Origin of the sequence: Dyadobacter sp. CY351 (genome assembly GCF_021502625.1) — a bacterium.
Lineage (GTDB): Bacteria > Bacteroidota > Bacteroidia > Cytophagales > Spirosomataceae > Dyadobacter > Dyadobacter chenhuakuii.
In genome coordinates this window covers 73,241-91,429 of sequence record NZ_JAKFFU010000002.1, presented here as the reverse complement: position 1 = coordinate 91,429, position 18,189 = coordinate 73,241, and the positions used below count along the sequence as shown (strand labels likewise).

Genomic DNA, 18,189 nt, shown 5'->3' with positions numbered 1-18,189 from the left:
ATGATTAATTACAACAACAAGATCTTTGTCCCGCTTTCTAATTCCGAAAATGGTGAGGTTGACCTTTCGATGCAATTTGTTTATCATCAAAATGGCAACATTGTAACTTCCACGTATTCCGGCGGCCGCATTCAGCTAGGGCACCTGATTGCGCTGGTGGATGAAAATGGGAATCTGGACATGCGTTACCACCAGGTGAATGACAAGGGCGAGATCACGACAGGCATTTGTAAATCGACACCTGAGCAACTCCCGAACGGAAAAATCCGTATGCATGAGCAATGGCAATGGACTTCCGGGGATCAGTCCCGGGGTGAGTCGCTGCTGGAAGAAATATAGATTTTATCACGTCACCCTGTTTATATGCGTAACCGCTTTCAAGTTATCGGCTTTTTTCTTGCATTTTTAGGATCAAACATTGCTTTTGGGCAAACCTCAAAAATCGTTTCCGGTTCTACTGATTTTAAGGTAAAGTATATCTTAGGAACCTGTGAAGGGACTTTTGCAGCTCCGAAAGGGGAAGCTGTTTTCAACGAAAAATCGCCAGAGAATGCTTCTTTCAACATTAAGATCGCTGCCAGCACATTTGAAACCGGGAACGATTCACGGGATAAGGATATGAAAAGCGACAAATATTTTGCTGTTGAAAAATACCCGAACATTCACTTCAAATCTTCAAAAGTGGAGAAAAAGAATGGTCAGTATGAGGCAACAGGCAAACTTACCATACGCGACGTAACCAAGAGCGTAACGCTTCCTTTTGAGGCAAAAAAGAATGCGGATGGCACTTATTCCCTTAGCAGCAAATTTGAAATTAACCGGCTGGACTACAAGGTCGGAACGAAAGATTGGAAGCTCAAAGATGTCATTAGCGTTGATTTGAAGGCCATTATCAAGTAAAAGTCAAGCCGACTTACCTATTTTTCAACACTAACAACCATAAGGAACCTGATAACATGAAATCTGAAATAATTGTCATCAAAGATCTGGACGCAAATGCCAAGCCATACGCCTATTTCAGCCTGGCAACTGGCAAAGCCGTTTCCGCAGGTGAAGCGCAAACCGCAAACTGGGACATTGCATTCAGCAAAACGACCATTGCCGTAAACAGCGGCAGCAGCGGGCCGGGCAAGGCAGGTGCATTGGTGGTGGAACAGCCATTCGAAGCAATTGCGGAAGCGCCGCAAGACGGATATAGGTCGGATCACGACGATACATTCGCGATTCCCGGCGGAAGTGGAAACTCCTGGTACAAATATGATATGAGCGTGCACGCGATCAGGACCATCCCGGAAAGAACGTTGCTGGTAAAAACTGCCGACGGCAAATATGCGAAGGTGCAGATCATTAGTTATTACAAAGGTGCGCCGGAAGAATTGCCAACCGAAGAATCCAGTTATTTCACTTTCCGCTACGCATTAGCAGATGAAAACGGGAAGTTTTAATTGATCATTCATACATGAAAAGCCTGGAAAGCTTTAAAAACTTTCCAGGCTTTTCATTTTGCTGCATATTTCCAAAGCCGGACCTTCCCTTCTTCCAGCCACTCAACGGACGTGGCCATTCGTCTTTCGCGCGTCGCCTCTGTTTTTGCCTCCGTTACCCACATGACGTATTCCTTTTTTTGGGAATAGCTGAAATTGTCAAATGTCTGCCTCGCTCTCGGCGTCATTGCTTCCAGAAAATAAGCAGGAACATCCAGCTCCTTATTCACAGCAGGTTTCGTTTCCCTGACTATTTTCACCCCTTTGTCAATCAACTGCATGGATTGGATTATAAAATCAGCCAGAACAGATTCGTCAGGCAGATCTTCGATTTTCTGGATCCTTCCCAGATGTCCCATGGAAGCCTTCTCACCCAAAGCCAGAATACGCTGCGGATCAGAGAGTTGCGAACCATGCCAGAAGCCGAGCGAACAATGCTGCTTGAATGATGCCATATTGCAAAGAATGCTGCCCTTATACTCGAAATGTGGAAAACTCCATTTCATTGTTTCGGTAGCATCCGGACAATAAGCGTGAACAAGGTCCCGAAAGTAAGTCAGTACAGGAATAGCGAAATTGGCCGACTTCAAGATATACGTGTCAATTCTGGGGTCCGTTTTTGATGTTTGCATGTCATTTTCCGATTAAGGCAAGGATCTGGTAAAACACTTTCCTAAGAGGGGCATTGATTTGAGTTGAGTAAACAAATTTATACTTGACTTCATCCGGATCTTCGATCCGCTCCATGTTCACCATGCCAGCTTTTTCAAGCACCCGGATCGATGCCGCATTACTTACGTTAACATAAGCGATAACCTGCCTGGCGTTCAGCTCGCGTTTTGCGAAGCGGATTAAGCCCGTTGCGATCTCTGTTGCAATCCCTTTTCCCCAATGTTCTTCCATGATCCGGTAACCGATTTCCACATCACTTCCATCCATATCGAGTTTGGCAACGCCTATCAAATCGCCAGCAACGCCCTCGATCAAATATCGCCCCAAAAATGTGTCAGTTCCATATTCCGCCAGAAAAGTAGCCAGCATTTTGTCCGACTCCTGACGGTCCAGCGCGTGCCCGGTCACATATTTCATCACATTGTCATTATTACTCAGCCTGAAATATTTGTCCCCATCCGCCGCGCTCATCTTGGTCAGCACAAAGTGTTCCGTCTTTATCGATTTAACCTGCATCGAGCATATGTGTTACTCTTAAATATACGCTGTTTCTCAAATAAGTCACATTATAGCCTAAGTGAATTTTAAACAGGTAGGATTAAAACACGTCAATTTGAATGAGATTCTTGATTTTATTCCTAATTAACAGTCATTAACAACCATTAAAATTTGTTGTATACATTTGAATTATTATATTTGAACAATTGCATGTTTTTATTGAGATTCCTTTCCAATATTCCCAATCATTCTTGAATTCATTATAAAAGTATGGATTTTTTAATGTACTGATCAGATCAGCATCATGACAAAAAGAACTTTTGTATTGTTTTTCTGCCTTGTTCACTTCCTGGCTTTATCGCTGTCAGCCAAGCAGCCGGGACAGCTATGCAAGCTTGATTACGGAACGGGGTTCTCCCCTTTTTCAATTGAGACAAGCGTTGAGTCGAAGGATGTGGTTATTGTGGATGATACAATCGATCCCAATCGCACCATTGTAAAAGCAGACGGCTGCAAATGGCGTGAGAATTTATCCAAGCTGCTTCGCCACCGCCACTCTACTTACCGGTTCGTATCCTTCGAAACCGTTGTTTTTTCAAATTATTACTTCCTGCGCACGCCCAAATTAATCCGTGAGAAACTGCTTACGGTTAATGTCAGCCAACAAAATATTGCGCTTCCCGGCTATTACGGCTTCCTGCACCGGCTTTGTCCATTCTGAGTTTTTAAATTTAAATGCCCCGTTATGCTCACTGACGGACAGATTGCTGTGCTTTAAAAAGCGCCGTTCATCTGCCCCGGATCAGTACATATGTTTTGCTGGCTAATCAGTCAACATTGCGGCTATTCCTATTCCCGAAAAACTCATTATTACATTAACAATCAACTTATTATGAAGAATTTCAAATGGCTTTTACTTGCCATTCCAGGTCTGTTTGCATACGGCTGCACAAGTGAAGGCGCAAGCGAATCCAAGAAAGAAACCGCCATTCCTACCATTCCGGTGACGGAATTAGTCCCTCAAAAAACCGAAGTGCACCGGGAATATGTGGGCGACATTCATGCAGTCCGCAATGTTGAAATATATGCCCGCGTAAAAGGTTACCTGGAAGAGGTTTACGTGGATGAAGGTAAAGAAGTAAGAAAAGGACAAACATTGTTCCGGATCAACAACGAAGAATATGAGGCGCAGCTGGCATCGGCGAAAGCCAATTTGCAAAGTGCCATTGCAGAAGCGAAGGGAGCCGAACTTGAATTGAAAAGAGTAAAGCTGCTGGTAGAGAAAAATGTGATTTCTAAAACGGAAGTCGAAGTTGCGGAAGCGAAACTGGCTGCTGTAAATGCGCAGATCGAAGAAGCGCGTTCGCAAAAATCGAAGGCGTCCATCCATCTGGCCCAAACCGAAATTAAAGCACCTTTTGACGGCATTATAGACCGGATCCCGCATAAAATGGGAAGCCTTATTGACGAAGGAACATTGCTTACAACGCTTTCAGACACAAAAAGTGTTTTTGCTTATTTCAATGTTTCCGAAAATGAATATCTGGAATACGTGAAAGCGCGCGGCCAGGGCCAAAGTGCGACAGTCGTAGAGCTTGAACTTGCCGATGGTTCTTATTTTAAACAAAAAGGAACTGTGGAAACAATGGAAGGCGCATTTGACGAAGGAACCGGCTCCATTGCATTCAGAGCGCGTTTTCAGAATCCGGAGAAACTATTGAAACACGGCTCCACAGGAACTATCAGACTAACTAACACCGTCGAAAATGCCATTCTGGTCCCGCAAAAGGCTGCTTTTGAAATACAGGATAAGAATTTTGTATATGTGCTTGGGAAAGACAACAAGATCAAGACCCGCAGCTTCGTACCAAAATCGAGGTTAGCAGGATACTATGTTGTGAAATCAGGTTTAAAATCAGGAGAAACCATTGTGTACGAAGGACTTCAGGGATTGAAGGACGGCGCAACTATTACGCCTAAAAATATCCCGCTGGACAGTCTGAATGTAAAAGCCACCAAAATTGAACTGACCGCACGGTAAGATCTTTTCACCTGAATTTTAAATCATGTTTCAAAAATTTATAGAGAGGCCAGTGCTATCACTGGTCATCTCAATCTTCATAACCTTACTTGGGCTTTTCGCCCTCTCAGACCTACCAGTTTCGCAGTTTCCGGACATTGTGCCGCCTTCTGTTGTCGTAACGGCAACCTATACCGGGGCTAATTCCGAGGTTGGCGTGGACGCCGTTGCCGTTCCCCTCGAACGCGCCATTAATGGTGTTCCAGGAATGACTTACATGACCAGCGTATCGGGTAATGATGGCGTAACGACCATTACAATTTCTTTCAACGTAGGAATTGACCCCGACCTGGCGGCGGTGAACGTGCAGAACCGCGTTCAAACTGTAATTGATGAACTTCCGGAAGAAGTAATCAAAGCCGGTGTAACCACCGAAAAAGAAGTAAACAGTATGCTTATGTATCTGGACATCATGAGTTCGGATACGTCTGTTGCTGAGGACTTTGTATACAATTTTGCCGACATTAACCTGCTTAAGGAGCTCAAAAGAATTGACGGCGTAGGCCGCGCGGTGATCATGGGAAGCCGTGACTATTCGATGCGTGTCTGGCTAAAACCCGACCGGATGAATGGTTACAACATTTCCGCAGATGACGTCGTAAAAGCGATCCGCGAACAGAACGTTGTGGCTGCGCCGGGTAAAACCGGGGTTAGCTCAGGACGCGAAGTGCAAGCCCTGCAATACGTGCTAAAATACACGGGAAAATTGTTTGAGCCGGCTCAATATGAAAATATCGTCCTGCGCTCAAACCCCGACGGCTCCATGCTGAAATTAAAGGATGTGGCTGATATTGAGTTTGGTACGCTGGAATATGATATGGCTTCCAAGTCCAATGGCAAGCCCTCGGCATCGATCATGCTGAAACAGCGTCCCGGCTCCAATGCGCAGGAGGTAATTGCCAATGTGAAAAAGAAAGTGGCCGAATTGAAGGAGACTACATTCCCTCCCGGCATGGATTACATGGTTTCGTATGACGTTTCCCGCTTCCTGGATGCGTCCATACACGAGGTTGTACGCACATTGATTGAAGCATTTATATTGGTAATCATTATTGTTTACCTGTTTTTGCAAGATTTCCGCTCAACGCTTATCCCTGCCCTGGCCGTTCCCGTTGCCTTGATCGGAACATTCGCTTTCATGCAGTTATTCGGTTTCTCAATCAACCTTTTAACATTGTTTGCATTGGTTCTGGCCATCGGGATTGTGGTGGATAATGCCATTGTCGTCGTCGAGGCCGTCCACGCAAAGATGGCCGAAAAACATTTGGATGCGCGCGAAGCGACCATTGAGTCGATGAAGGAAATGAGCGGCGCTATCATCGCGATTACGCTGGTCATGTCTGCGGTTTTCGTTCCTGTGGCCTTTATGTCTGGTCCAGTCGGGATTTTCTATCGCCAGTTCTCCATCACGCTTGCTATTTCAATCGTTATTTCCGGGATTAATGCATTGACATTAACACCAGCGCTCTGTGCTTTAATGTTGAAAAACACCCACGGTCAGCCATCGAAAAATACGCTTCTGGATAGATTTTTTGCAGGTTTCAACAAAGGTTATGATGGCATTTCGGCAAAATACAGAAAGTTGCTGGGCTTGATCATTAACCGGAGGGTGATTACAATCGGACTTCTCATTGCATTCTGCGTAGCGACTTATGGAGTCAACACGGTTCTGCCTACTGGTTTCATTCCCACAGAAGATCAGGGTGTTATTAATGTAAATGTAACAACTCCCGTAGCAGCCACCGTGGAAAGAACCGAGGCTGTTTTGGATGAAATTCAAAAAGTGGCAAAAGGACTGGAAGCAGTAGAATCCGTTTCGTCGCTGTCAGGTTACAGCTTGATCACGGAATCTGCGGGATCTTCCTATGGTATGGCTATGATTAACCTGAAACCCTGGGATGAACGGACGGCTTCCGTGCAGGACATTATTTCTGAAATGGAAGCCAAAACCAAGCACATTACGGATGCTGAAATTCAGTTTTTCCCACCTCCTACTGTTCCGGGATTTGGTAACTCGAGTGGCTTTGAGCTCCGTGTGCAAGACCGCACGGGAAGCGACGATTTGCAAAAAACTGCTGAGATCACCAACAAATTTGTAAAAGACCTGATGGATTCGCCGGAAATCGCCAGCGCATTCAGCAGCTTCGATGCAAGTTTCCCGCAATATATGATTCACGTCGATGCCGATATCGCTGCAAAAAAAGGCGTTTCGGTGGACGTAGCAATGAGCACATTACAGACATTGGTAGGGAGTTTTTATGCTTCCAATTTCATTCGTTTTGGCCAGATGTATAAGGTAATGGTCCAGGCTGATCCGGATTTCCGGAAGAATCCTGAGGACATTTTAAAACTTTACGTAAAGAACAACCGCGGTGAAATGGTCCCGTTCTCCACATTCATCCGTCTGGAAAGAGTTTACGGACCTGAATTGCTGACGCGGTATAACATGTACACCTCGGCGATGATCAATGGCGATGCAGCGCCGGGTTACAGTAGCGGCGACGCTATCAAGGCCGTAGAACGTGTTGCTGCCACCAGCCTGCCGCGTGGTTTCACCTATGAATGGTCCGGCATGACGCGGGAGGAAATCCTGTCGGGCGATCAGGCCATTTATATTTTTGGCGTCTGTCTGATCTTCGTTTATCTGCTCCTAGCCGCTCAATATGAGAGTTTCCTGCTTCCATTGCCTGTTATACTTTCCTTACCGACCGGTATTTTCGGCGCATTCGTCGCATTGAAATTAATGGGGCTCGAAAATAACATTTACGCGCAAGTTTCGCTCGTCATGCTCATAGGGTTGTTAGGTAAAAATGCCATTCTGATCGTAGAATACGCGATTATCAGGCAAAAAGAAGGACGATCCGTCATTGAGGCAGCACTGGAAGGCGCCACAGAACGGCTTCGCCCAATCCTGATGACCTCGCTGGCATTTATAGCCGGACTTATCCCGTTGGTGATGGCCTCAGGTGCAGGTGCGATCGGAAACCGTTCTATCGGGACCGCGGCTGCTGGCGGGATGCTGATCGGAACCATTTTCGGGGTGATTATCATCCCGGGATTATACGTGCTGTTCGCCAGCATGGTAAGGCCCAAAAAATCTAAAATTGTAAACCAGAAAGAAGAGCTCATTCTCGAATGACACTTTCGGCAGCCGGGCGTTCGTCCGGCTGCTTCCTCTAAGATCCTGCATTCATGAAAACATATAAAAATTTATATAGCATACTGCTGATGAGCACATTAGTAACCCTGGCAGGTTGCAAGCTCACCCAACCCATTGCGCAGAAGTCGCGCATCAGCACGCCACAAACATTCGCCGGCCAAACCGATTCAACAGGAATTGCGGCTATGGAGTGGAAAACGTTTTTCAAAGACGCATATTTAACGGCATTGATCGATACAGCGCTACAGAACAATCTGGACCTGAAAATCGCAGCGCAAAGAATAGAAATGGTTCGATCCAACATTCTGGCTGCACAGGGAGCATTGCTTCCATCCGTTTCGGCCGAAGTGACTGGCGGCGGTCGGAAATTCGGCGATTATACCATGGATGGCGTAGGAAATTATGACACCAATTTTTCCGAAAACATCGACGCGGACCGTCGGCTACCTGCCCCTTTCATGCCGGATTATTTTGTTGGGTTAAGAAGCGCCTGGGAAATTGATATTTGGGGGAAATTAAAAACGCAGAAAAAAGCAGCATATAACCGTCTTTTGTCCACCGAAAAAGCTCGTCACGCCATCATTACCGGCCTGATCGCCGAAATTGCAAGTGCTTACTACGAGCTTATCGCGCTGGATACGGAAATGGCAATCATTCAAAAGAACATTGCCTTGCAGCGATCTGCCGTGGAAACCATTAAAATCCAGAAAGAAGGCGGCCGTGCCAATGAATTGGGCGTACAGCAATTCAGCGCACAATTGTTTAATACACAAAGCCTTGAAGTTGAAAAACAACAGGAAATTATCGAAGCCGAAAACAAACTCAATCTGCTACTGGGCCGCTTTCCTCAGCCCATTACGCGTAGCGCCCGGCTGGAACAGACATTGCCTCAAACCGCCGCAACCGGAATTCCTGCCAACATGCTGAGAAGAAGACCCGATATCCAGCAAGCGCAATTTGACCTGTTAGCCAATTATTCGGAACAGCAGGCCGCGCAGCTTGCATTTTTGCCATCGCTGAACATTACTGCTTTTCTGGGCTTTAATTCATTTAAAAGCAATTTACTCTTCAATCCGGGTTCCATCGCTTATAATGCAATCGGTGGTCTGGCCGGGCCGCTTATCAACAGAAAAGCGCTGAAAGCAGGACAAAAAAGAGCCGAAGCCGCAAGCCTTGAAGCATTGTTTACTTACAACAAGGCCGTCTTAACCGGTTTCCAGGAAGTAAGCACAAGCCTGAAAAAACTTGAAAACAACCGAAAAATAAACGAATTCAAAACCCAGGAAGTGGACGTGCTGCAACAAGCCGTTGTCACGTCAAAAGACCTTTTCCTGACAGGCTATGCTTCCTACCTGGAAGTGATCACCGCGCAAAGAACCGTTCTGGAAGCTGAATTGTCATTAACCGACGTTCAAAAGAATCAGTATTTAGCATTGATCGAATTGTATCGCTCGCTGGGGGGTGGTTGGGAGTAAAAGTTCACAAGTAAATCCTTCCTTTTTTTGTCAAAACGGGTTATCCATATTGGGGTGGCCCGTTTTGTTTTTCATTCTCCACCTACCGTTAGGAAAAGCCTGATATGGGATCAGATTTTGAATCCGTAGCTAAAAAATGGCATAACACCATATAAAGAAATGGCTGATATACGTGATAGCTCATAAGGCTGGCTGAATGTATCGGGCTCAACTTGCACAGAAAAAAGGTTACGCTGATCATACACATTGAAAATGCCCACAACAAATTGCCTTTCCCATTTTTTTCGCTTCCTGGTGAACATAGCTTGTACGTCGAGCCGGTGATAGGCGGGTAACCTGTATCCGTTTCGGCTGGTGTAATAATTAAAAGACGCTCCCAAGTATTCATATGCACCCACAGGAAATGACGCCGCCCCGCCCGAATTAAACTGAAAATCCATTGACAGCGCCGTTCTTTTTGTCGCATGGAAAGTCGTAACGAACGAAATGCTGTGCCGGCGGTCATATCGGGTTGGATAAGCGAGATCATTGTTAACGCCCGGAATGGTCCGATCTGTCTTCGATAATGTGTAGGTGATCCATCCGGTTAATCTGCCTGTTTTCTTTTCCAGCATTGTTTCAAGTCCCCAAGCATTTCCTTTTCCAGAGCGAACCTGGGAATCAGCATATTGATTTACAAACAGTTGGGCATTGTCGACAAGATCAATAACTCCTTTCATCCACTTCTGATAAGCTTCAACCGAAATCGTAACATTTTTAATAATCCGCTTGTAGCTGAGAGAGATCAGCGTTGCAGATTGCGGCGCGACATTGCGGTTGGAAGGAAGCCATACATCCGTGGGCAAACCAACAGCTGAAGAATTAAGCAAATGGGAATATTGCATTGAACGATTCGCTGCGATTGAAAGCACGGAAATGCTGTCTGGCATGTAATTTAAAGACCATCTCGGCTCAATTCCCGCTCTGAAATTCATGAGTCCTCCCGCTTTGTAACGCGTTGAATCCTGCACATGGTCGCGATTTTGCGAATATTCATATGTCATACCAGGCCCTACCATCGAATAAATGGATACACGGAGCCCTGCATACATAGAAAAGCCCTTGGACAACTGTTTTGTATAACCAGCAAAAACGGCGTTTTGCAAAGTATTTTGTGCCCTTAATGTAAAAGGAATCGTTATCGAACTATCAGATTTTGGCTTGATTGCTCCTGGACTATAATGCGTATACGTTAGCGATGCACCCGCTTTGAGTGATGCAGTGGGATCGATGAAATAGTCCCACTCGTTTTTCAGTCCAACTTCCTGCAAACCGGCTTTCCACTCAAAATCACGCCGATCCATCAGTAGGCTGTAATTATAGCTGTAGTTGCTGAAATAAGCCGTGGTGTTGAAAAACAGGTTGCTACGCTGAACGCGGTTCCATCTGAACGACAACGTATTGTTTTGCCATTTCATGAAAGTGCCTTGTTGAAAAAGGTAATACTTAAACCAATCCTTTCCTGCATAAGCGGAGATGAAAAACTGATCCTTGCTATCCGTTGATTTCCAGTTGATCTTCGCATTAAGGTCATAAAAGCGAATGTCATTTCCGCCCGTGAAATTCCGAACGGATAAACATTCATTTGCTGGGCCAACTTTCCGATCAGATTTGCCGTGCTGCCTGCATAACTATATCTTCCGGAGACAATAAACGACGATCGTTCCTTCTTGATCGGCCCCTCCACGGTCAACCGACTTGCGATCGCACCTAATCCACCCGAGACATTCAAGTGGTTAACATTGCCTTCTTTCATTTTCAAGTCGACCACCGAGGAAAGTCTTCCGCCAAACTGGGCTGGAACGGTTCCCTTATAAATGTCCACTGACTTGATGGCATCGCTGTTAAACGCAGAAAAAAAGCCTAATGCATGTGAAGGATTATAAACAGGCGCATCATCCAGCAGAATCAATGTTTGATCAAATGATCCTCCGCGAACAGAGAGACCCGTATTTCCCTCAACTGCCGCCTTAATGCCGGGAAGATATTGCAACGCCTGAAATATATCCGCTTCACCTGCCATTGTGCCCATGCTTTTAACCTGACTCATCTGAATGCTGGACTTGCCCGGAATGGTGTTACCTAAATCCACCTGGTCCCGCTCCTTAACCTGCACTTCTTTCAGCTGTTGATTGGCAGGTGTCAGCTGAATGTCCAGTTTCAAATTCCGCTGCAAATCAACGAGAACCGATTTTTTCAGATAACCCAGATAGGAAATTTCTATCAGACAAATCCCCTTTTTAAGGCTCAGAGAATAATAACCGTATGCATTACTCTGTATTCCCGCATCCATTCCGGCAACCTTAACACTCGCATTGGGCAAGCTTTCTCCGGAAACAGCATCCGTCACTATACCGCTTAGGTTATGCCTTTGAGCGTAAGTGTTAATTGAGATGAAAAACGCCGCTATTATGAGCAATTTAGTCATGAATTCAAATGCGTTTAATCAGCGAAGCGGTGCAAAAAATGGGAATGAATCAAGACTTGCTACATGAAAAAATCCGACTACTTTATGCTTGCTTTTAATATTGGTTGGATGATTTGCTGGTGATGGCGAATACACTCCTCCATCGCTCTTAAGGGCTTCCATTAATGATTGAAAATATTCATAGCTCTCTGGGGTTATCGAATAGAGAATGGCAAGGTAGTCTCCAAAAAGGCTTGGAATGTACTTTCTCTTAGGGTCATCGGGTAAATTGATGTTAATACCATTGACATATCCAGCTAGATATTTATCGTCCAAAAGCAGTACCGCCCGGTTGGCATACCAAGTCATCACTGGACAAGGATTTCGACGGGAAAAGTACCCATCCGGGCACAACTTTCCCATGTAGTAATTTTTTTCTGCTGATGGCTCTCTAAAATAAATAAAGGGCATAACCCCATCAGATTTCCCAATTTCATACTTGACAAAACCCAAGCGTAAAGAATCAATTTTAGGAGGACGGGGCGTTGTCGCGGTTGCCTCGTACATTCTCCCATCAACGTCAATTTTCAGGGTGTACGTTCTGTTTGGCTCACATTTTAATCTATCTGAAAAATAATATCCATCAAAATTATTATTATCATCGTTTTCTTTCTTCAAAGTATCAGTTTCACCGCTGTCAGAACTGACTACAATCAAAGCATGATCAACTGGCAGCACTTCCTTTTCCTGAACATTGCGCGTCCAAGTCAACCTTACGAAGTTCCCAGTGTTTAGGTTATTAAATTCACTCTCGACCACCAGAACTTTCTCATTGCCCTTGATTAAGTCCAACTCGACATTCTGTACACATGAAAGGGGAATCAGCATCAGGAGGAATGAACTAATGAATGCTAACCACAAATCATTTAAGGGACTTCTCGATAAACTGACCCATAACTTCTTCAGAAATCTCACCATAATAAATTCTGTTATTAACGATTATGGTAGGCGTAACTATGATGCCCAATGATCGCAACCGTTCCATATTTACATTAATTTCACCGGCAACTTTCTCAGATTGCATACAGGCCTCGCAAGCTGTTTTGTCAAGATTCAAATCAGAAATCAGATTTTCAATCTTGGAAAAACCATTCTCTCGCTTTTGAAATAGCGCCTCATGCGCTTCCCAAAACTTCCTCTGCTTTCCAGCGCATTCGGAAAACAATATCGATTTGTTAATAGAAGAAGAGAGATGTACATAGTCAAAGCGAACTCTCTCTCCATACTTTTTGAAAATCTTTTTCAAAACAGGCTCTTTACTCTGACAAACCGGACAGTCAAAATCCGATACAATGGTGACCGAATGCTGTGATTGTAAATTACCCCTTTTGTAGCTTACAATTCCTCGCAAATCAAGCTTAGGCGTTTCAGGCGGTGTGAGTAAGATATCCACTTTGTATTTCGCTCGCAGCTCTTTGGCGAAGGTATGTGTCAAAAATTTCACATAACTCTCTTCCAAGACCCTCTGGCCTTCTGGCGTATCGAGTGGAATCAGCTTGAACGGATTTCTTTCATCAACCACCCCACTCCTCAAGGAATTGTCTGCTATGTATTGTTCCTTTGTTATCCTCCTTTTCATTTCGCTGATTTTTAGAGAAGTAACAGAGTCCGTATCAATCTTATGTGCTTTCGCCTCCTTTGCAATCAGCTTATTATTAATGAACTCATTAAGCGCAATTCTTCGAACATCATAAATGGCAAAAAGATATTCATAGAGCGAGCTTTTGATCAGGGCGTCAATCTCATCCATGCTGATCTCGTCACCTTCCACCTTTGCGATTATTCCATTTTGCTGCTGCTTTTTGCAGGAAAAGGAGCTAATCATAACGCCCAAGGCAACTACGAAAATCATTGACCTGCTTTTCATGCTCATTCTTACCTAACCCGACGTATATTAAATATTGTATTTCCAGGATCATTATCACGATCTACACCTTTACCATGCACAAATGATGCAGGTGTTTTAACGTTCGTGCTCCAGTCAACAGAATAGAGCTGGTTCGCATTGTTATTGTTCTCATCATCCGTTTTGAATGTTCCCATTCCTGCTGCGCCTCCAACGACAGGCGACGTAAACGTTCCAAAAACTCCGTAGGCAAAACCAAGATCCGGAAACTCTGCCGCTTGACTTACACCAGGAGTATTTTTGCCAGCAATTGCCCAGAATTGAAGGTGCGTACCATCATTATTCATAAATCCAGGACTGATATCTGACACTACATTTAGATTACCTTTATCCTCATTATCAATATAAACGTTCCAGACCCTTGGCTCCATTATCAAGGTTTTATTATTGCTTAGTCTCACTACAAGGTATTGCGTAGGCGTGTTCAGCGTCATCAATGTAAATGCTCCGCCATAAACTCTGCACAGCGTATGCCAGCTGTTTCCATTATTATCATAAAGCCAACTACCCGTCCAACCTGATTTCGTTGAATTGCCATTATCTTGATTGTCCATTTTAAACTTAATTTTTAAAGTTGCCGCCGGACAAGCATCATTGAGCGGAATTACTCCAACCCAATAGGGTTCTGAAAGATCTCCCGATTCATCGTAACGAGATTCAAAATTCCGTTGATAAGCTTGTAATCGTGTTTTGACAGCTTCCATGATTTCAGGCGATGCCAAGGTTTCCAACTCTTTTGGGCCTCCGACCTCGATCTTCGTCTCTCCTTTCTTGTAAGCAGTTTCGATCTTTTCTATTGACTTGGTTAGTGAAGAGGTTGAAGTAAGCTCCTCTTGACATGCTTGTGTCAGCATTAGAGCGGGCAGCAATAAGAGACTGAATGGCCAGTTCCTAATAATGTGTGATTTCATGTCGATCTGCAAAGGATTAGTTTTAAATAACTCTACAAAGAGATACATCTATTCCCCGGCACGCAAAAATGTCTGGTTGTATAGTACGCTTCGGGTGGTTGTATTTTACAACTTGGCGGTTGTGCGTATTTGTTATATTTTGCACGCACCCTACACACTATAATCTTAGCTTTTTTATGACCTCTTTCGGTGAGAAAATCCGTGCTGTCAGAATGATGAAAGGAATCAAACAATCAGAACTTGCCAGCTTTTTGAATGTAAAGCAGCAGTCAATCAGTAAGTTGGAAAACGGGAGGATTAATATTAGTGGCGAGCTCGCTAACAAAGTTTCGAATTATCTCGGTTTTCAAAGCAAACATGAAATGGAAACCTTTTACCAAAATCATATCCAAAAACATTGTTCAGAAAAAGAGCATTAATGCTCGTTTAGCAAAAAAAAGCCCGAACTGTCACCAGTCCGGGCTCTCAAATTATGCTACTCAAACATTCTACTTCTTCTTAGTCCCTGCCAAACTAGGCTCTTTCGATATCACGATCAAATCGGCTAGCATGCGGCTGGTTTCGGTTAGATAAATGTCTTTCTTTTTCTTAACCTCTTTCGGAGCTTCAACGGCTTTGCCGTCTTCTTCCTCCTCTTCGCCATCAGCATTGTCCTCGCCAAGTTGTTTCATAGCAAGCCTTTTTTTCTCCGCTTCGGCACGTTCTACTTTACGTTTTGATTCTTGCAGGGAAACGATCTTGTTTTCGCGTGCTTCTTTAAAATCGTTAAGTGTTTTAACCAAAGTTTTTAACTCTTCGTCCGTTTTCAAACGCTGATTGTATTTGCCTTTGAGCTGGTCAACCACTTTTGCATTAATGTTGTTGGTTGGCTCGTAGCGCGAAGATGCAATTTGATCCCAAGGCAATGCGCTTGGCTGAGAACCTTCACCGAATTCGTTTACTTTAAATGCTGTTGGCAATTCCAGATCAGGCATTACACCTTTAAGCTGCGTGCTGCTTCCGTTGATTCTGTAAAATTTAGCAACTGTAAGCTTCACTTGTCCCAACTGGTCTGTTTCTTTCGGAACCCACTGGTTCAGGTCGATCAATGTTTGAACGGTTCCTTTACCGTAAGTTTGCTCTCCAACAATAATTCCACGTTTGTAATCCTGAATGGCTGCTGCAAAAATTTCTGATGCAGAAGCACTGAAACGGTTCACCATCACAGCCATAGGGCCGTCATAAGCAATGGTTGGATCATTATCAGACTGAACTTCAACTTCTCCCTGTCCTTCCTTAACCTGAACCACCGGTCCTCTGTTGATGAACAAACCTGTCAATGAAACCGCCTCTGTCAATGAACCACCACCATTGTTTCTCAGGTCAATTACAATTCCGTCGACATTAGAAGTTTGCAGCTCAGTAATCAGCTTTTGAACATCGCGTGTTGTGCTTGAAAACTCCTTTTCTTTATGTTGCGCGCCTTCAAAGTCACGGTAGAAAAGCGGAATGTCAATCACACCGATTTTGTATTCTTTGTTGGCATTATTAACTGAAACGATCTCGCTTTTCGCGCGTTGCTCTTCCAATTTGATCTTCTCACGCACCAACCTGTATTCTTTTGGAGGTGTTCCTGAAATCGCATCTGCGGAGATAACTTGAAGCCTTACCACAGTCGATTTTGGCCCTTTGATCAGTTTCACTGCGTCATCCACAAACCAGCCTACGATATCCACCATTTTACCTTCATCTCCCTGGGCAACGGCAATGATCTTATCTTCCTTTTTAAGCTGTTTTCCTTTAAATGCAGGACCGCCTGGGATTACCTCTACGATTTTAATATAATTATCTTCCTCACGAAGCAATGCCCCGATTCCTTCCAGTGACTGGCTCATTTCCTGCTTGAAGCGGTCCGCAGAAGTTGGTGCCATGTAACTTGTATGCGGGTCCATAGACTCAGCATAAGCATTCATGAACATTTGGAAAACCTGCTCGGTACGAATGCGGCCCAATGCACGGTCACGGTTTTTATAACGGTCCTTCAATGTTGAAATAACGGCCGTATCCGCTTTGCCCGACAACTTCAAATCCAGCGCTTCGCTTTTCAGATACTTGCGCCATGTGTCGTTCAGTTCGTCCGTACTCTTCGCCCACGCCGCTTTTTCACGGTCGGTGTTCATAGATTCGTCTGCCGTGAAATCAAATGGTTTTTCCTCTTTCAGAAGTCCCTGAATGTAGTCACTTCTTTCCTTATAACGTTTTCTGAAAACATTATACATGGCAAAAGGCACATCCAGTTCTCTCTTCTGAAGATAGTCATCGAACGAATTTTTGTATTTATCAAAATCGGCTAAATCGCTGGCCAGGTAATACAGCTTGCCATGATCAATGCCGTCAACGTACTTATCAAAAATCGCTTGTGAAAGCGAATCGCTGAGCCTGGTCTTTCTGTAATGATAACTAGATAGAATCCTGGTTGTCAGCTCCTCAGCTTTAAACTGAGCAGGAATAGGCTTGATATCCTCGTCCATTGACACCTCTACGGCTGGTATAACTGCCGCTTTTTCCTGAACAGGCCCCTTCTGCCAGCCCAGTAATACTACCGGAATAAGCGTGATTAAGTACTTTTTCATTGTTGAACGTTTGCTATTTAACAATCTCTAATAATTCAACCTCAAACACCAGCGCTGAATAAGCCGGGATTTGAGGGCCTGCTGCACGTTCACCATAAGCAAGTTGATAAGGAATAAATAACTTCCATTTTGAACCAACCGGCATAAGCTGTAACGCTTCTGTCCACCCTTTGATCACACCATTAACCGGAAACTCCACGGGCTCGCCTCTTTCTACCGAACTGTCAAAAACCGTTCCATTGGTTAAAGTGCCGTGATAATGGGTTTTCACTTTATCGGTTGCCGCAGGCTTAGGGCCTTCGCCCGCCTTAATGATCTGATATTGAAGACCACTTTCTGTTGTAACAACCCCATCTTTTTTCTTATTTTCTTCCAGGAATTTCTCTCCTTCTACTCTGAACACAGCTCCTTTTTCCTCAGTTAATTTTTGAAAATATTCACCGATAAACTTATTGGCATCTTCCGGCGTGAATGCTGTTTTACCGCCTTTGAGCGAAGCATTGATGGTTTTTGTTAAAACCTCTGTATTAATGTCCGAAATTCCCTGAGAATTTAATGAATTTGAAAAGCTTACGCCAATGGCAGCTGACAAAGAATCCATCTTATTTTTGAGTACGGCAGGCGTTGCTGCTGCTTTTACTGGTGTGCCCGGAGCCTTCTTCACTGTCGCTGCCGGTTTTGCTGTCTTTTTGATAGTCTGTGCTTCGCTTCCTGTTGTTACCAAAACTCCTGCAACTAAGGCCGCTAAAATGGTTTTTTCTAATTTGTACATTACGCTGTAAGGATGGTCGATTAGTTATATAAATGGATTTGTAAGTGCTATTAACGAACTCAATTACAACAAAAACACAAATAGTACCTAAAAAAGTTTTAAAAATGTTCATT

17 protein-coding genes are annotated in these 18,189 nt (G+C 44.3%); 8 read left to right on the top strand and 9 right to left on the bottom strand.

Annotated features, from left to right (window positions below):
* Genes L0660_RS02495 through L0660_RS02485 form a run of 3 tightly spaced genes read left to right on the top strand, consistent with a single transcriptional unit; the run spans window position 1 to window position 1,445 of the window.
* Window positions 1-339, top strand: a complete 339-nt coding sequence (locus L0660_RS02495; RefSeq protein ID WP_026630639.1) for a hypothetical protein — start codon at window positions 1-3, stop codon at window positions 337-339.
* Between the two features lie 24 nt (window positions 340-363).
* Complete coding sequence (locus L0660_RS02490) at window positions 364-900, top strand: YceI family protein (protein WP_235157525.1); 537 nt, start codon at window positions 364-366, stop codon at window positions 898-900.
* A gap of 56 nt (window positions 901-956) precedes the next feature.
* Window positions 957-1,445, top strand: a complete 489-nt coding sequence (locus L0660_RS02485; RefSeq protein WP_235157522.1) for an HmuY family protein — start codon at window positions 957-959, stop codon at window positions 1,443-1,445.
* A gap of 53 nt (window positions 1,446-1,498) precedes the next feature.
* Here the strand turns inward: L0660_RS02485 and L0660_RS02480 are convergent, their stop codons facing one another.
* Window positions 1,499-2,116, bottom strand: a complete 618-nt coding sequence (locus L0660_RS02480) for a YdeI family protein (protein WP_235157521.1) — start codon at window positions 2,114-2,116, stop codon at window positions 1,499-1,501.
* Between the two features lies 1 nt (window position 2,117).
* Complete coding sequence (locus L0660_RS02475) at window positions 2,118-2,672, bottom strand: GNAT family N-acetyltransferase (RefSeq protein ID WP_235157517.1); 555 nt, start codon at window positions 2,670-2,672, stop codon at window positions 2,118-2,120.
* Window positions 2,673-2,958: 286 nt separating this feature from the next.
* On the opposite strand from L0660_RS02475, the gene L0660_RS02470 reads away from it, so the two are divergent.
* The 4 genes from L0660_RS02470 to L0660_RS02455 all read left to right on the top strand — a co-directional run bounded on the left by L0660_RS02470 (window position 2,959) and on the right by L0660_RS02455 (window position 9,369).
* Entirely contained in the window at window positions 2,959-3,375 is a 417-nt protein-coding gene (locus L0660_RS02470; protein WP_026630637.1) for a hypothetical protein, read from the top strand.
* 171 nt (window positions 3,376-3,546) lie between these two features.
* Window positions 3,547-4,695, top strand: a complete 1,149-nt coding sequence (locus tag L0660_RS02465; RefSeq protein ID WP_235157516.1) for an efflux RND transporter periplasmic adaptor subunit — start codon at window positions 3,547-3,549, stop codon at window positions 4,693-4,695.
* A 25-nt stretch (window positions 4,696-4,720) separates the two neighbouring features.
* A complete protein-coding gene (locus L0660_RS02460; protein ID WP_235157511.1) occupies window positions 4,721-7,873 on the top strand; it encodes an efflux RND transporter permease subunit in 3,153 nt (1,050 codons plus the stop codon).
* 53 nt (window positions 7,874-7,926) lie between these two features.
* Complete coding sequence (locus tag L0660_RS02455) at window positions 7,927-9,369, top strand: TolC family protein (protein ID WP_235157510.1); 1,443 nt, start codon at window positions 7,927-7,929, stop codon at window positions 9,367-9,369.
* A 110-nt stretch (window positions 9,370-9,479) separates the two neighbouring features.
* Here L0660_RS02455 and L0660_RS02450 read toward each other — a convergent pair whose 3' ends face one another.
* Genes L0660_RS02450 through L0660_RS02430 form a run of 5 tightly spaced genes read right to left on the bottom strand, consistent with a single transcriptional unit; the run spans window position 9,480 to window position 14,692 of the window.
* Window positions 9,480-10,826, bottom strand: a complete 1,347-nt coding sequence (locus L0660_RS02450; RefSeq protein ID WP_235157509.1) for a TonB-dependent siderophore receptor — start codon at window positions 10,824-10,826, stop codon at window positions 9,480-9,482.
* Entirely contained in the window at window positions 10,823-11,836 is a 1,014-nt protein-coding gene (locus L0660_RS02445; protein ID WP_235157507.1) for a TonB-dependent receptor, read from the bottom strand. The genes L0660_RS02450 and L0660_RS02445 overlap by 4 nt, the downstream gene beginning before the upstream one ends.
* 18 nt (window positions 11,837-11,854) lie before the next feature.
* Window positions 11,855-12,703 (bottom strand): DUF4249 domain-containing protein, encoded by an 849-nt coding sequence (locus tag L0660_RS02440; protein WP_235157504.1) that lies wholly within the window; start codon window positions 12,701-12,703, stop codon window positions 11,855-11,857.
* Between the two features lie 34 nt (window positions 12,704-12,737).
* Window positions 12,738-13,727 carry a thioredoxin domain-containing protein gene (locus L0660_RS02435; protein ID WP_235157501.1) on the bottom strand — a complete coding sequence of 330 codons (990 nt, stop codon included), beginning with the start codon at window positions 13,725-13,727 and terminating at the stop codon, window positions 12,738-12,740.
* Between the two features lie 23 nt (window positions 13,728-13,750).
* Window positions 13,751-14,692, bottom strand: coding sequence for a hypothetical protein (locus L0660_RS02430; protein ID WP_235157499.1), 942 nt, complete (start codon window positions 14,690-14,692; stop codon window positions 13,751-13,753).
* Between the two features lie 68 nt (window positions 14,693-14,760).
* On the opposite strand from L0660_RS02430, the gene L0660_RS02425 reads away from it, so the two are divergent.
* A complete protein-coding gene (locus tag L0660_RS02425) occupies window positions 14,761-15,111 on the top strand; it encodes a helix-turn-helix transcriptional regulator (protein WP_310589619.1) in 351 nt (116 codons plus the stop codon).
* Window positions 15,112-15,180: 69 nt separating this feature from the next.
* On the opposite strand, the gene L0660_RS02420 is transcribed toward L0660_RS02425, so the two are convergent.
* Both L0660_RS02420 and L0660_RS02415 read right to left on the bottom strand, forming a co-directional pair.
* Window positions 15,181-17,304, bottom strand: coding sequence for a carboxy terminal-processing peptidase (locus L0660_RS02420; protein ID WP_235157496.1), 2,124 nt, complete (start codon window positions 17,302-17,304; stop codon window positions 15,181-15,183).
* A 13-nt stretch (window positions 17,305-17,317) separates the two neighbouring features.
* Window positions 17,318-18,076 carry an FKBP-type peptidyl-prolyl cis-trans isomerase gene (locus L0660_RS02415; protein WP_235157493.1) on the bottom strand — a complete coding sequence of 253 codons (759 nt, stop codon included), beginning with the start codon at window positions 18,074-18,076 and terminating at the stop codon, window positions 17,318-17,320.
* Window positions 18,077-18,189: the final 113 nt, after the last annotated feature.